The following is a 15,198-nucleotide window of genomic DNA, read 5'->3' on the forward strand; positions in this document are numbered from 1 at the left end:
ATTCGCGCGACGCGAGATAAAACTTAACCCCATCCATCCCAACCAACGTAAGGAATTTTTATGAATCCGACATTTTTCCTGAACCGACTGGCGAGCGAGCCGCATGCGCTCGCGTTTGCCGGCCAGTCCACGCCGTGGACCGCCGCGCTTAACGACGAAACCGCCGATCCGACGCTCAACACAGCGCTACGCGATCATGCGGCCGTTGCCAGCGCAATGCTCGCCCCGGTCGCCGCCGATCTGCTCGCCACGACCGGCCGTACCACCGACCCATTCACCGCAGCCGCAGCCAACGCGAACGCCGCCACGCTCGGTGCAGCCGCGGATGCCGCTGTATCCGTGCCCGGCATCGCGCTCACCCAGCTCGGCGCACTCATCGACGCAGCCGCACTCGGCTACGACGTGGCCACCGCGAAGCCGCTCGCCGTACTCGGCCATTCGCAAGGCATCCTCGCCGTGCATATGGTCCACGCCATCCGCGAAGCCGGCTCGATCGACGCGGCCGCAGCCGACATTGACGAAATCCTCGCCATTGCCACGCTGATCGGCGTTGCTGGCACTCGTCGCGCTCGCGAACTCGCACTCGCCCCGCGCCACGCAGCCGCCGCAGCCGACACCGCGCAAGCCGCCACGCCAATGCTGTCCGTCAAAGACGCCACGCGCGCACAGGTCGACGCACTCATCGCCCGTGTCAACAACGACACCGCCACGCGCGGTCCGATCGCCGTGGCCGTCACGAATTCCGCGAACCACGTCGTACTGTCCGGCTATCCGCAGGACCTCGCCGCGTTCGCGCTCGAAGCCGAGAAGGAACACAAGAAGCAGGCCAAACTGCGCGCCGATAAGGTGCGCGGCGGTCGCGTTTTCGCGCCCGTGCTCGAATATCTCGACGTGACGCTCCCGTTCCACAGCCCGCTGATGGCCGACGCGGTCGAACAGACGGTCGCGTGGGCGAAGACGTGCGGGCTCAACGCCGATCATGCGCGCGAACTCGCTGCTGAAGTGCTGCTCAACCATGTGGATTGGGCGGCGCGCGTCCACGATGCGCTCGCCGCTACCGACCCGGCCAAGCTGTGGATTGTGGACTTCGGCCCGGGTGCGGTCGTCGGCAAGCTCATCACCACGGTTGCACAAGGCACGGGCGTGGGTGTGGTCGAAGCCGGCACCGCAGCCGATCGCGCAACGCTGTCCACGCTAGAAACCGACCCGGCGCGCACGCAGGATTGGCGCGCGTTTACCCCGCAAGTCGTGCACACGCCGGCCGGTGACAAGGTGCGCACGCGTTTTTCCGAGCTCACCGGCAAAGCTCCGGTACTGCTCGCCGGCATGACCCCGACTACGGTCGACCCTGACATCGTTGCGGCCGCTGCGAACGCCGGTTATTGGGCGGAGCTTGCGGGCGGCGGTCAGGTGACTGCTGACGTGTTCGACCGTCACGTTGTGCGCCTCGAAGAACTGCTTGAAGAAGGCCGCACGGTTGAATTCAACGCGATGTTCATGGACCGTTACCTGTGGAATCTGCAGTTCGGTGGCACGCGCATCGTGCCGAAGAAGCGTGCGTCCGGCGCGCCGATTGACGGCGTGGTCGTCTCCGCCGGCATTCCCGAACTCGACGAAGCGGTCGCGCTGATTCGCACGCTCAACGCGGATGGATTCCCGTACGTGTGCTTCAAGCCGGGCACGGTCGATCAGATTCGTCAGGTCGTGCGTATCGCGCAAGCGGTCGCACCGACCAAGATCATCGTGGAAGTCGAAGGTGGTGTCGCTGGAGGCCACCACAGCTGGGAATCGCTCGACGATCTGCTGCTGACCACGTATGCGCAAGTGCGCGCGCAGAATAATCTCGTTCTCGTCGCCGGCGGCGGTATCGGCACTCCCGAACGCGGCGCGGACTATATTTCCGGCGACTGGTCGCTGCGTTACGGCGTGCCGAAGATGCCGGTGGACGGCGTACTCGTCGGCACGGCTGCAATGACTGCGAAAGAAGCGCACACGAGCCCGCAAGTCAAGCGGATGCTCGTCGCGACTCCCGGCATCGACCCGGCGGCCGCAGCCGACGCTGACCCGTTCGCGCCGCTCGGCGAGCACTGGGTGCCGAGCGGCAAGGCTGTTGGTGGAGTCACTTCCGGCCTGAGCCATTTGCACGCGGATATTTACGAGGTTGAAAATTCGTCCGCTGCGTGCGGCCGTCTGCTCGTGCGCGTAATGAAGCATCCGGAAGAACTGGATGCGCGCCGCGACGAGATCATCGCCGCGCTCGACAAGACCGCGAAACCGTATTTCGGCGATCTTGAAACGATGACGTATCTGGAGTGGGCGCAGCGGTTCGCTGATCTCGCGTTCCCGTGGGTTGACCCGACGTACGCCGACCGGTTCCTGCACTTGCTGCAGCGTATCGAAGCGCGTGTGTCCGACGTTGATCACGGTGAGATTACGTCGCTGTTCACGTCTCGCGACGACGTGGAATCCGATCCGAATGCGGCGATTGCCAAGCTCGCTGCCGCGTATCCGCAGGTTCGTGACTTGACGGTGGTGCCGGCTGATGCGGCGTGGTTCCCGGTGCTGGTGCGCGAATACCCCAAGCCGATGCCGTTCGTACCGGTGATCGACCATGATCTGCTGCGCTGGTGGGGTCAGGACCAGCTGTGGCAGTCGGAAGATGCGCGGTATTCCGCTGATTCGGTGCGCGTGATTCCGGGGCCGGTGTCGGTTGCTGGCATTACAACCGTCGATGAGCCGGTTGCTGATATTCTCGGCCGATTCGAGCATGCGATGGTTGCGCGCGTGGCTGATGAGCGCGCTGACGCGGCTGATACCGCTGAACCGACTGCGTTCGCACAACTCGGCGTCGCTGCGAGCGCAGAAGCGTACGTGCGCGCTTGCCCGAACATCTCGTGGATCGGTCACCTGATGGCCAATCCTGCGTACGGCACTGCTGTTGGCGATCGTGATTACGAGATCACGACGGTCGGCGAGCGCGACGGCGCGGTGCTGCTCGATCTTGATATTCATCTCGACACGCACTGGGATAACGATCCGGACGGCGGTCTGTCGAAGCATGCGGTGCGCGACATCGTGATTCCGTTGAACGTGCGACCGGCCGAATCAGGTTTGCTGCCGGTCGTTGATCGAGATCGCCTACCGAAGCACGTATATGCGATGCTCGCTGCGACCGCAGGTATTGGAAACACTGCGATTACCGGCGATGTGTTGCGTTCGATGCCGCAGATTGTGCCGGCTGTGACTGACGAAGCCGAGGCAAAGCCGTTCAGCGAAGCGCACGCCTCATACACGCTGTCCGCGAATCTCGGATTCGATCACGAGGCGGCCACGGCCGGCCAGCTGCCGGGCGATTTGACCGCGTCCCGCATCGCGCCTGATGCGCTTGTCGGTCCTGCATGGCCGGCGATTTACGCGGCACTCGGCTCGGTCACAGTCGACGGATTCCCGATTATCGAAGGTCTGCTCAACGCAGTCCATCTTGATCATCTCATCGAACTTGATGTCACCGAATCCGAACTGCTCTCGCATGTTGGTGAGACAATCTCGCTCACATCGTGGGCAGAGCACTACGCAGAATCCGCGTCCGGTCGAGTCGTCACGATTCACGTCATTCATACCACTGCTGACGGCACGTCACTTGCGCACGAAACTGAACGATTTGCGATCCGCGGTCGCGCATACTCTGACGCGCTGCCAACGGCGGCGCCCGATAATGGCGACTGGCTGGCACTCCATCAGTCAGAACTCGCGCCAACCGTTCGCCGTATCCTGCGCCGCGTCGCCGTCAGTGCGCCAAGCGACATGACCGCGTTCGCTCGTACATCCGGCGACTTCAACCCGATTCACACGTCAGTGCGCGGCGCTCGCATCTCCGGACTGTCCGCGCCACTCGTACACGGCATGTGGCTGTCCGCCGTCGCCCAGCACGTCGCGCAAGCCGCAGATGCCAAGGGAGCGCACTACGAAATCGCCGGCTGGACGTACAACATGTACGGCATGGTCCAACTCGGCGACCGCGTTGAAATCACTGTCGAGCGCGTTGGCAAAGTCCGCCACGGTGGCCTCGCACTCGAAGTAACGTGCAAGATCAACGGTGCACTCGTCTCGCGCGGCACGGCAATCACGCGTGCGCCAATCAGCGCATTTGTCTACCCGGGCCAAGGTATTCAAAAGCAGGGCATGGTACTCGACGAGCGCGCCAAGTCCGCCGCTGCACGCGACGTCTGGGAACGCGCCGACAAACTCACGCGAACCAAGCTCGGCTTCTCGATCTTGAGCCTCGTGCGCGATAATCCTAAGACACTCACCGCAAACGGCGTCACGTACCATCATCCAGACGGACTGTTCAACCTCACGCAGTTCACGCAGGTTGCGCTCGCCACCGTCGCGTTCGCGCAAACCGCACGACTGCGCGAAGCTGGCGCGGATATTTGGCCATCGTACTTCGCTGGTCACTCGCTCGGCGAATACAATGCGTTGAGCTCGTTCGCCGGCGTGATTCCGCTCGAAACCGTGCTCGAACTCGTGTTCCACCGCGGTTCGACCATGCATCACCTCATCGAACGCGACGCGCAAGGCCGCTCCAACTACCGGATGGGCGCGCTGCGGCCGAACCAGTTCGGCGTGGGCGACGACGGCGTAAAAGCGTACATCGAATCGGTTGCCAAGGCGAGCGGCGAGTTCCTGGAGATCGTCAATTACAATCTCGCTGGCCAGCAGTACGCAATCGCCGGCACGATCGCCGGACTCAAGGCACTGCAAGCCGATGCGTCCCGACGCGCGAAAGAATACGGTGGCAAACCGCCGTTCATGCTCGTACCCGGCATTGACGTGCCGTTCCACTCCACGCTGCTGCGTAAGGGTGTGCCGGAATTCCGCGACAAGCTCGACGCGCTACTGCCTGCGCACATCGATTATCGCGGTCGCCTAGTCGGTCGCTACATTCCGAATCTTGTGGCTGTGCCGTTTGATCTGACGCGCGAGTTCGCAGCGAAGATTGTCGACGTAGTGCCGTCTGAGCGCATTCAGGCTGCGCTCGACGACCCGGCGGTATGGGATTCGTATGCTGCAGATGATCAGAAACTCGGTCGACTGCTGCTCACCGAACTGTTGAGCTGGCAGTTCGCATCGCCGGTGCGCTGGATTGAAACGCAAGCACTGCTGTTCGGTTCGCGCACGGCCGGTGGCCTCGGCGTGGAAGAGTACGTGGAAGTCGGACTCGGTAACGCGCCGACCTTGGCGAACCTCGGTGCGAAGACGTTACGTTTGCCGCAATTCGCTGATCGCGCGGTGAGCGTGTACAACGTCGGCCGCGATGAGGGGCGCGTGTATATGACTGATTCGGATTCGCTGGCGCCTGAGACGTTGAGCGAAGAGCCCGGTGCGCTCTCCGTAGGCGACGCCGAACGGCGGCAGTCGCAAGGTGACAGTGTTGCGGTCGCGCAGGCGGCGCCGGCCGGTGGCTCGGCGGTGGCCAAGCTGGGATCGGCTGTGGTGGCTGCTGCGGCTCCTGCAACGCCGGCTCCTGCAACGCCCGTTGCAACAACTGTGGAACAGAAAGTGGATGGCGGCTCGATTGTAGACCTCCCGTTCCACGCATCCGACGCGATCGGCGTACTCATGGCCTACTCCGCCAAAGTCCGCCTCGACCAAATCGGCGCATCCGACACCACCGACACGCTCACCAACGGCGTCTCCTCACGCCGCAACCAGCTGCTTATGGACATCAGCTCCGAACTCGGCGTGGCCAGCGTAGATGGAGCGGCCGAAGCAACACTCACGCAACTGGCGACCATCGTCAACAAGGCCGCTCCGAACTATAAGCCGTTCGGTCCAGTCCTCTCCGACGTCATCCGCGACCGTCTGCGCGCGCTGTTCGGTGCGGCCGGCGTCAAACCATCACACATCCGCGATCGCGTGACCGGCGTCTGGCAACTCGGTGACGGTTGGGTTGCTGCTACAACCGCCGCACTGCTCCTCGACACGCGCGATGGTGCTAGCTCGCGCGGCGGCGATCTCGCCAAGCTGCCGACCGGTGCCGTCGCAAACGCAGCCGCCGCCGATCAGCTGATCGACGATGCGGTCGCGCTCGTCGGCCAAACCAAGGGCGTGGCCGTGTCCAAGCCATCCGCTGGAGGTGCGGCAGGCGGTGCGGTCGTCGATTCCGCCGCGCTCGACGCGTTCGCTGCGAAGGTGACCGGTCAAGACGGCGTACTCGCGACCGCCGCGCGCACTGTACTGAACCAGCTCGGCTTACACGAACCGGTTGCCGACTTTGACGCCGACGAAGCTGCGCGCAATGCGGCCGTCGTTGCCACGGTCACCGCCGAACTCGGTGCAGACTGGCCGAAGCAGGTCGAACCGCGATTCGACGCGAATAAGGCGATCCTGTTCGACGATCGTTGGGCATCCGCTCGTGAAGATCTCGCCCGCGCGTTCTACGACAACAATCCGGCGCTGCTGTCCGGCAGTTTCCGTGGACTCGGCAAGGCTGTCGCAGACGAAGCTCGTTGGTTCGCATCCCGTGCGGATGCCGGTGTGGCGAACAACAGCGACCTCAAGTCCGCGTTCGCGCGCATCGCAGCCGAAGCACTGGCTGCGAGTGCCGACGAGTCAGCAACGCCGCGTTTCGCGCACGATATCGCCGTCGTCACCGGAGTTGCGCCGAACTCAATCGCCGGCGAAGTCGTCGCCGGACTGCTCGCAGGCGGCGCAACCGTGATCGCAACCTCGCACAGTTTCAAGCCGTCCGTCAAAGCGTGGGCGAAGCACACGTATTGCACGCATGCCACGGCCGGCGCGCAACTGTGGCTCGTTCCCGCGAACCTGTCCAGCTATCGCGACGTTGACGCACTCGTCGCGTGGATTGGCAACGAGCAGCGCAAGACCAGCGGTGCGACGACCACGATCATCAAGCCCGCGTACGAGCCGACCCTGTTCTTCCCGTTCGCAGCTCCGCCGGTCCACGGCACGCTCGCCGATTCGGGCGCACTGTTTGAATCGCAAGCGCGACTCATGCTGTGGGGCGTCGAACGTGCGATCGCAGGACTCGCCTCGCTCGGTGCGGACACCGACGTGCAGCATCGCATGCACGTCGTTCTGCCTGGCTCGCCGAACCGCGGTGTGTTCGGCGGCGACGGTGCGTACGGCGAAGTCAAGTCCGCGTTCGATGCGATCGTACGCCGTGCCCGCTCCGAGCGCGTGTGGTCTGATCGCGTGACCTTCGCGCATCCGAAGATCGGCTGGGTGCGCGGCACCGGACTGATGGGTGGCAACGATCCGCTCGTCGCCGTCGTCGAACGTCACGGAATCCGCACGTACTCGACCGCCGAAATCGCGGCGCAACTGCTCGACCTGTGCACGGCCGAGTCGCGCGAGGCTGCGATTGCGGCTCCGCTCGACGTTGACTTGACCGGCGGACTCGGCTCCGAACCGATCGATATTCACGCGTTGCGTGCGGAGGCGGAGGCTGACGCAGCTGACGCTGAGCGCGCTGCGGAACAGTCGCGAGACAACGGTACTAACGGTGCCGAAAGCTCCGATTCTGCGCAATCCGCCACGCTCAAGGCGCTGCCCACGCCGCATGTTCCAACCCAGCCGGCCGTCAACTTGGCCGACTGGTCGACCGTCAGCGCGCGTCCGGAAGACGAGGTCGTGATCGTCTCGATTGGCGAACTCGGCCCGTGGGGTTCCGGACGAACCCGCGCCGAAGCTGAACTTGGAATCCATTCCGACGGTACAGTCGATCTGTCTGCTGGTGCGGTCCTCGAACTCGCGTGGAACATGGGCCTGCTCACGTGGCAAGACAGTCCGAAACCGGGCTGGTACGACACCGACGGCAATCTCGTGCCCGAAGAGGACATTCACGACCGCTATCACGATGAGGTTGTGGCTCGCTCCGGCATTCGCCCGTTTGAAGCTGGTATGGGCAACGATTACCAGCCCGGCGACGAGTCCGGCAAGTCCGGCAACGACGAGGAAGAGGCGGAAGTCTATCTCGACCACGACGTCACGTTCTCGGTGCCGGACGAAGCGGCTGCGCGCGAATACGTCACGCTCGACGCGGCTCACACGACCATTGCTCGCGATGCCGAGTCTGGCGAGTGGAACGTGACTCGTCACGCCGGTTCGATGATCCGCGTGCCGCGTCGCGCCACGATGACGCGCACGGTCGGAGGTCAGTTCCCGGACGGTTTCGACCCGGTTAAGTGGGGCATTCCAGCCTCGATGGTCGGCGATGTGGACCGTATTGCATTGTGGAACATCGTCACCACTGTGGACGCGTATCTGTCTGCCGGATTTACGCCGGTCGAAATCCTGCAAGCCATCCACCCGTCGATGGTGGCGAGCACGCAGGGCACCGGTTTCGGCGGCATGATGTCGATGCGCAAGCTCTACCTTGACCGCTTCCTCAACCACGAAATCCCAACCGACATCCTGCAGGAAGCGCTACCGAACGTCGTCGCCGCGCACGTCATGCAGTCGTATATCGGCGGCTACGGCAACATGATCCAGCCGGTATCTGCCTGCGCGACCGCCGCAGTTTCGCTTGAAGAAGGTTTCGACAAGATCAAGCTCGGCAAGGCTGACTTCGTCGTCACCGGTGCAATCGACGACATCGGCGTGGAATCCGTGATCGGCTTCGGCAACATGAACGCCACCGCGAACTCGGCCGAAATGTACGGCAAGGGCATCGACGCGCGATTCTTCTCGCGCGCAAACGATCGCCGTCGCGGCGGTTTCGTGGAGTCGCAAGGCGGCGGCACGATCCTGCTCACGCGCGGTGATATTGCGGCCCGACTCGGTCTGCCGGTCGCGGGCGTGGTTGGCTACGTGCACTCGTTCGCAGACGGTGCGCACACGTCGATTCCGGCTCCGGGACTGGGTGCGCTTGCGGCGGCTCGCGGTGGACGTTCTTCTGCGCTAGTGCGCGATCTGGCGGCGCTCGGTGTGTCGCCGGACGATATCGCCGTGGTCTCCAAGCACGACACGTCCACGAACGCGAACGATCCGAATGAATCTGAGCTGCATAACACGATCGCCCACGCGATCGGCCGCACGGACGGCAACCCGCTGTTTGTGATCTCGCAGAAGACGCTCACCGGTCACGCGAAGGGCGGTGCGTGTGTGTTCCAAGTCAACGGATTGACGCAGTTGTTCCGCACCGGTGTGATTCCGGCGAACGCGGCGCTCGACTGCGTGGACCCGAAGCTGGAACGCGATGATCACATGGTGTGGTTGCGCGAGCCGCTGCGCGTTGCGGGCGCTGGCTTGGCTGGTTCGGCTGGTGCTGCTGGTTCGGCTGGTTCGGCCGATGATACTGCTAACGCAACTCGCGGCGTGATCAAGGCTGGTTTGGCGACTTCGCTCGGTTTCGGCCATGTCTCCGGATTCGTGGCAATCGTGAACCCGGGTGCGTTCGAGGCGGCAGTAGCCAAGGCTGACGGCGAGGAGGCGCTGGAGGCGTGGCGCTCGCGTGCCAACGCGCGACTGCTTGCTGGTTGGCGTCGACTCGAAGAGGGCATGATGGGTCATGCGGCGCTCTACGAGCCGATTTCGGGCCGTCGCTTCCATGAAGACGGCACGCGCCTGCCCAACGGCTCGCGCTACAACGCCCACGAGGTCGAAAAGGCCATGCTCCTCAACCCAGACGCCCGATTGGGAGCCTCCGGCTTCTACGAAGCCTGACCGTTTCTTTATCTGATGAGCGGGCATATCACTCATAGTTGAACAGACGGCATTAGTGAGTGGCAGAAATGTCTCACTGAGTAATCCTCAGTGAGACATTTCTGCCACTCACTAATAGGAATGATGGTGTAAGGGATATATATGGTATTTGGTCTCGGGCACGATGTGGTGGATGTGGCTGCGTTTGCTCAGCAGCTAGCTGAACCTGGCTCACATATGCGGGGCCTGTTCTCCACGCGTGAGCTACGGCAGGCTGACACTCGCGCCCAGGCCAAGCACGACGGGAAGGCTGTGCATTTGGCCTCCAAATGGGCAGGCAAGGAGGCGGTGCTCAAAGCGTGGTGTGAAGCGTTGACGCTGTGCGGTGAGACTAGCCGGTCTACCAATGCTCGATCTGCTGTGCAGGGGGAGTTGCGTGACTCGACAATACGCCCGGTTCAATTCCCCTACACACTCGACAATTTCCCGTGGTCCCAGATCGAAATCCTAGACGATGTGCGCGGTATTCCGCACGTCATTCTTGGTGACGATCCGTTCGCGCGTCTTTCCGCGGCATTTCCCGATGCTCAGTGGCATATCTCACTCAGCCATGACGGTCCAATCGCCTCCGCTGTCGCAATCCTCGAACTGTGCTAATTGACGATAGCTGTCAATAATTACCAATATCTGTCAATATTGCGCTGAGTTTCTTTCTCCTCGGAATCCTGCAAACCTCTTCAGCAAGCGTAATATCAAACGCATAAGTACGTCCCCGCGTGTCAAACCGGTTCGATGTCGAACCGGTTTGACATAATCAACACGAGCAAAAACAAGGACTTGAACAGCAGATCATATGCGCCAGTCCAAGCAGAGAAACGAAGGAGTTTCGTCATGGTCACAACAGTTCACAGACCTACCAACGATACTGTGGCAAACGTCAGCACGCACGCCGCTCCAGACGCCATCTTCCAAGTCCGGTTCAATCGTCATCGCGACGAACTTGAGCGACTTTTCACCAGTTTGTACAACGATCCAGCTGCTTTCAACGCTCTTCTCGACGCCATGTCAGACGCCGCAGCTGCTCGTCCTCAAGACCTGCGTATGCTCGACGTTGAGCGCGAAGCTGATCCTCAGTGGTACAAGCGCGGTGACATGTTCGGCATGACTATGTACACCGATCTGTTCGCCGGCGATCTCAAGTCACTCGCCAAGAAAATACCGTATCTCAAAGAACAAAAACTCACGTACCTGCACCTCATGCCGTTACTGCAAATGCCGCATCCGAACAACGACGGCGGCTATGCGGTCGAAGATTTCGACACCGTCGATCCACAACTTGGCACCAACGAGGATCTCGCGAACCTCACCAAACAGTTGCGTGCAGCTGGCATCAGCCTGTGCCTCGACTTCGTGATGAATCACACCGCGTCCACGCACCGTTGGGCGAAAGCTGCACAATCGGGCGACCCCGAATATCAGGACTATTATTTCTGCTACGACGACCGCACCATTCCCGACCAATATGACGCGGTTGTGCCGCAAGTGTTCCCGAACACTGCTCCCGGTAATTTCACATGGAATGAGTCGATGGGCAAATGGGTTATGACCCAGTTCTACCCGTTCCAGTGGGACCTCAACTATCGCAATCCCAAGGTGCTCGTTGCAATGATGTCGAGCGTTATGCACCTTGCAAACCTCGGTGTGGAAGTGTTTCGCATCGATGCGGTTCCGTATATCTGGAAACAGCTTGGTACTAATTGCCGCAATTTGCCGCAAGTCCACACAATTGTGCGTATTTTGCGCATCATTCTCGAATGCGTGTGCCCGGCCGTGGTGCTCAAAGGCGAGGTGGTGATGGCGCCGAAGGAACTTGCCGCATACTTCGGCACGCCGCAAGCGCCCGAATGCCACATGCTGTACAACGTGTCGGTCATGGTGAACCTGTGGAGTGCGCTTGCCAGCCAAGACACGCGGCTGCTCAAAGCGCAGCTCGACGGGCTTAACGCGTTGCCAGACAACTGTTGGTTCGTTAACTATCTGCGCTGCCACGACGATATCGGCTGGGGACTCGATGAGGACGAAGAGCGCCGACTCGGCATCGACCCGTTGCTACACAAGGAGTTCCTGTACCATTTCTACGAGGGTGCGGTGCCGGGCAGCTGGTCGATGGGCGAGCTGTACAACTACGACGAAGTGACGCGTGATGCGCGCAGCTGCGGCACAACCGCGTCGCTATGCGGCATTGAAAAAGCAATCATTACACATGATCAGCCTTCTTTGAAACGTGGTGTGCAACGCGACCTGCTTATGCATCGTGCGATGGCATTCCTGCGCGGATTCCCAATGCTCAATTGTGGCGACGAGATTGCACAACTCAACGGTTGGGCCTATAAGGATGACCCTGATCGCGTTGAAGACAGTCGCAATCTGCACCGCAGCAAGTTCGACTGGTCTGCTGCCGCTTTGCGTGATACGCCTAGTACATTGCAACATGAGCTATGGGAAGGCATGGAGTCGTTGCGTGTGATGCGTGATGATCCGTGCTTTGCGCCGGACGCGTGGGTGAGTACGTGGGATACGTTTAATGATGCGGTTCTGGCAGTGGTGCGCAAGGTGAACGGTGCTGATGCTCGCACTGCAGGTGCGGGTATGGCTGGCGCTGCTGGTGGCGCTGCTGACGGCACTGACGGCGAACGGACCATTGTCGGTCTGTTTAATTTCTCCGGGTATCCGCAACATGTGCATCTCAACGGCTCTCAATACGTGATGAATGCAATGGATACCGATCTTGCGCCTTATGAGGCGCGGATTGTGCTGCGCTGACGCGCTATGAGATAAGCAGTCAATGCGGTATCCCGCCCGCATTCTGCGCGGGCGGGATACCGCATTGGCTCCTCGTTGTGCCGGATTTGTAGTCGTGGTCGATGCTGTTTGGCTTGTTTTCGAGGACATCTTGCAGTTCTAGGTCAATTCGGTCAGTATCGGGGCTATATGTGAAAACAAGAATGGCGGAATTTCAATGGTCGGCTCGCTGAGTGAGCTTCAACTACTCGGTGTAATGACCTAGAACTGCAAGATGTCCTCGAAAACAAGCCAATCCGGGCTGAACTTGCGATCGGGGACGGGTTGTGTATAATAGCTCGAGTCGTCAAATGGCGGCACGCGGATGTAGCTCAATGGTAGAGCCTCAGTCTTCCAAACTGATTACGCGGGTTCGATTCCCGTCATCCGCTCCACTCGCATAGGCTGGAAACCTAATGATTCCTAGGTTTCCAGCCTTTGTCATTTCTATCCTTGCTTGCTGTATAGATTTCCCGTTCGTGGCAGAAATCTCTCACTGAACCCATCGTCAGCAAGCGTTTTCTGCCACGCTCATTAGCGCGTGGTGGTTTTATCTCGCTCAGTGTCATTCTGGCGCATGATCGCGGCTGGGCGGAGCGCCGCGTACAGTATTGACGCAGAATGCAAGTTGGACATAAACCAGATGCAAAGGCGGTCGCATGGCAGTGAGATCGATGCAAGAGCCAGTCGATGAGGCAGCCGAAGGTGTGGAATCGGATGCCGTCAGGCAGATCGCCGCGCGCGAGCATACATCTGCCAACAATGAGGCAACCGAAATCGTTGACGGCAAGATTGAAGAGGTCAGTGTTTCGCGTCATCCCACGCCGTCCATCCCCGAATCTGAGCTGTCGTTGGCGGATATTGAGCGTCACCAATCGCATCCTGTGCAGTGGGCTGTGTATGTCATTGCTGTTATGGCTGCGATTATCGCACCGTACTGGCTTGGCCGCACGCTGGCTGTGCAGCGAACCGCATGGCTGGTGTCTCACTTAAGTGCGTTCGACCCGCGAGGGCTCGCATTCCTCGCGTGGACAGTTACGTTGGTGACGCTCACGGGGCTTGGTATGGCGATTGTTGAGTCACGCACATGGCTGTGGCGTATTGTGTTTGTGCTGGGACTGGCAGCTGAACAATTTGTGGCCGGGTTGAGTTTGCTGAAGTTCAATTTTTGGTATTCGACGTACGTGGTATACGGCAATGCTGCGTCGCTGGCGAATGCGACGAATCTTGGAATTATTGCTGCTGGATTTGCGGTTGCTGTGTTTGCGGTTCTGTGGGTTGGTTTGCTGATTGTGATTCCGAAGGAGTCGTCGCTGAATGTACTGACGCGTAGTTGGGCGTCATTTATTATGTTTTTTGCGATTGAGACGATTGCGTTGTTGGTAGTACTGTTTGGCGGTTTGCTCACGATGGTGTGATCCAGTGAGTGGCGGTTTTCTCTCACTGGCGCAAGCTCAGTGAGAGAAAACCGCCACTCACTCACGCGGGATGGGACTGCAATCGTGTTGGCTGCGGCAAGCGCTGATCGTGGCGGTTATTGAGTCGGGTGCGCCGGTCTGTGCTCACTCGCGCGCCACGAATGAGCACAGGCAACGTCGTCAAGTCCGGCCCGCACCGTATACTGTCCCCTTGGCGTGTTTCGCCCGCGGATAGAGAGCGCGTCGGCATCCGGCCGACAGCACCGCGCAGCAACATAAGGAGGATGCCGTGGCACTTACGGCTGAAGAAAAGCAGGACATCATCGCCAAGTACGCTACCCACGAAGGTGACACGGGTTCGCCTGAGGTTCAGGTCGCGCTGCTGAGCAAGCGTATCGCTGACCTGACCGAGCACCTGAAGGAGCACAAGCACGATCACCACTCTCGTCGTGGTCTGCTGCTGATGGTCGGTGACCGTAAGCGTCTGCTCAACTACCTCAAGGGTGTTGATATCAATCGTTACCGTGCCCTGATCGAGAAGCTGGGCCTTCGCCGATAATACTGTGCGCCCGAGCATTCATTGCTCGGGCGCTTTTGGGGTTATAGGCCAAAATGTGTGTCTGGTGGTCTAGTCGTTGGATGGCCATTCGACCCGGGTGTGGAAGTCGTTCCAGTCGATGCCGGTGCCGTGGTGCATGGGGATGCCGAACGTCTCGTATCGGCCCTGCGGGCTGTTCTCCCATGCCTTCTGGTAGAGGCTCTCCAGCCGTTCGTCCGTGATCGCGTTCGTCGCCAGCCATGCGTCCGTCTCGGGGTGTTCGGCGTGCTGGTGGCACCACCAGCAGATCGCCTTCAGTTGCCGGATCAGGCGCAGTCCGCGGTGATGGCGCAGCATGTCCCGGATTCGTCCGTTCCATGATTCGATGAGGTTGTTCGTGGATGGTATCGTTCCGTTCTCCGTCAGGTCCTCGTCGAGGAACGTGAACAGGTGCCCCTCGCGGATGCGTCCGCGGATCATGCGCTTGGCCTTGACGAGTCTTTGGTGCATGTCGTTCACGCTGCCGTCGGCGTATTCGCTTTTCTCGTCGAGGAAACCCGCGAAGTCCTGCTCCCACTGGTTGTAGGAGGCCAGCCAACTGGCCGCGGCCGCGCCGTCCCTGACGCGCGGCAGGGCGAGGGCGATGCGTCTGAGCTGTCTGCCCGCCTCCAGCCGGGGCCTCATGCCGGTGAGCCCGAATATGTTGGCCTGCACGTGGAACAGGCAGCGTTG

At 60.8% G+C, this 15,198-nt stretch carries 4 protein-coding genes, 1 tRNA gene and 2 pseudogenes; 6 read left to right on the forward strand and 1 reads right to left on the reverse strand.

The window, feature by feature from the left end; genetic code table 11:
• Positions 1-60 precede the first annotated feature (60 nt).
• The 6 genes and pseudogenes from BHAP_RS08050 to rpsO all read left to right on the forward strand — a co-directional run.
• Positions 61-9,261: pseudogene (locus BHAP_RS08050) on the forward strand (fatty acid synthase subunit beta domain-containing protein); the annotation flags it as partial.
• A 570-nt stretch (positions 9,262-9,831) separates the two neighbouring features.
• Complete coding sequence (locus tag BHAP_RS08055; RefSeq protein ID WP_094730218.1) at positions 9,832-10,326, forward strand: holo-ACP synthase; 495 nt, start codon at positions 9,832-9,834, stop codon at positions 10,324-10,326.
• A 234-nt stretch (positions 10,327-10,560) separates the two neighbouring features.
• Positions 10,561-12,492, forward strand: coding sequence for an alpha-amylase family protein (locus BHAP_RS08060; protein WP_094730219.1), 1,932 nt, complete (start codon positions 10,561-10,563; stop codon positions 12,490-12,492).
• 339 nt (positions 12,493-12,831) lie between these two features.
• Positions 12,832-12,905: transfer RNA gene (locus BHAP_RS08065), tRNA-Gly, on the forward strand.
• Positions 12,906-13,169: 264 nt separating this feature from the next.
• Complete coding sequence (locus BHAP_RS08070; protein ID WP_244569358.1) at positions 13,170-13,928, forward strand: hypothetical protein; 759 nt, start codon at positions 13,170-13,172, stop codon at positions 13,926-13,928.
• 289 nt (positions 13,929-14,217) lie between these two features.
• Positions 14,218-14,487, forward strand: coding sequence for a 30S ribosomal protein S15 (gene rpsO, locus BHAP_RS08080; protein WP_094730220.1), 270 nt, complete (start codon positions 14,218-14,220; stop codon positions 14,485-14,487).
• A gap of 69 nt (positions 14,488-14,556) precedes the next feature.
• Here the strand turns inward: rpsO and BHAP_RS08085 are convergent.
• Positions 14,557-15,198 (reverse strand): annotated as a pseudogene (locus BHAP_RS08085) (IS256 family transposase); the annotation flags it as partial.

Origin of the sequence: Bifidobacterium hapali (assembly GCF_002259755.1) — a bacterium.
GTDB classification, from domain to species: Bacteria; Actinomycetota; Actinomycetes; order Actinomycetales; family Bifidobacteriaceae; genus Bifidobacterium; species Bifidobacterium hapali.

What these genes read in the sequence shown, in the direction of transcription:
- BHAP_RS08060 (WP_094730219.1), top strand. Translation starts at nt 10,561, where the DNA reads ATGGTCACAACAGTTCACAGACCTACCAACGATACTGTGGCAAACGTC.
- BHAP_RS08055 (WP_094730218.1), top strand. Translation starts at nt 9,832, where the DNA reads ATGGTATTTGGTCTCGGGCACGATGTGGTGGATGTGGCTGCGTTTGCT.
- BHAP_RS08070 (WP_244569358.1), top strand. Translation starts at nt 13,170, where the DNA reads ATGGCAGTGAGATCGATGCAAGAGCCAGTCGATGAGGCAGCCGAAGGT.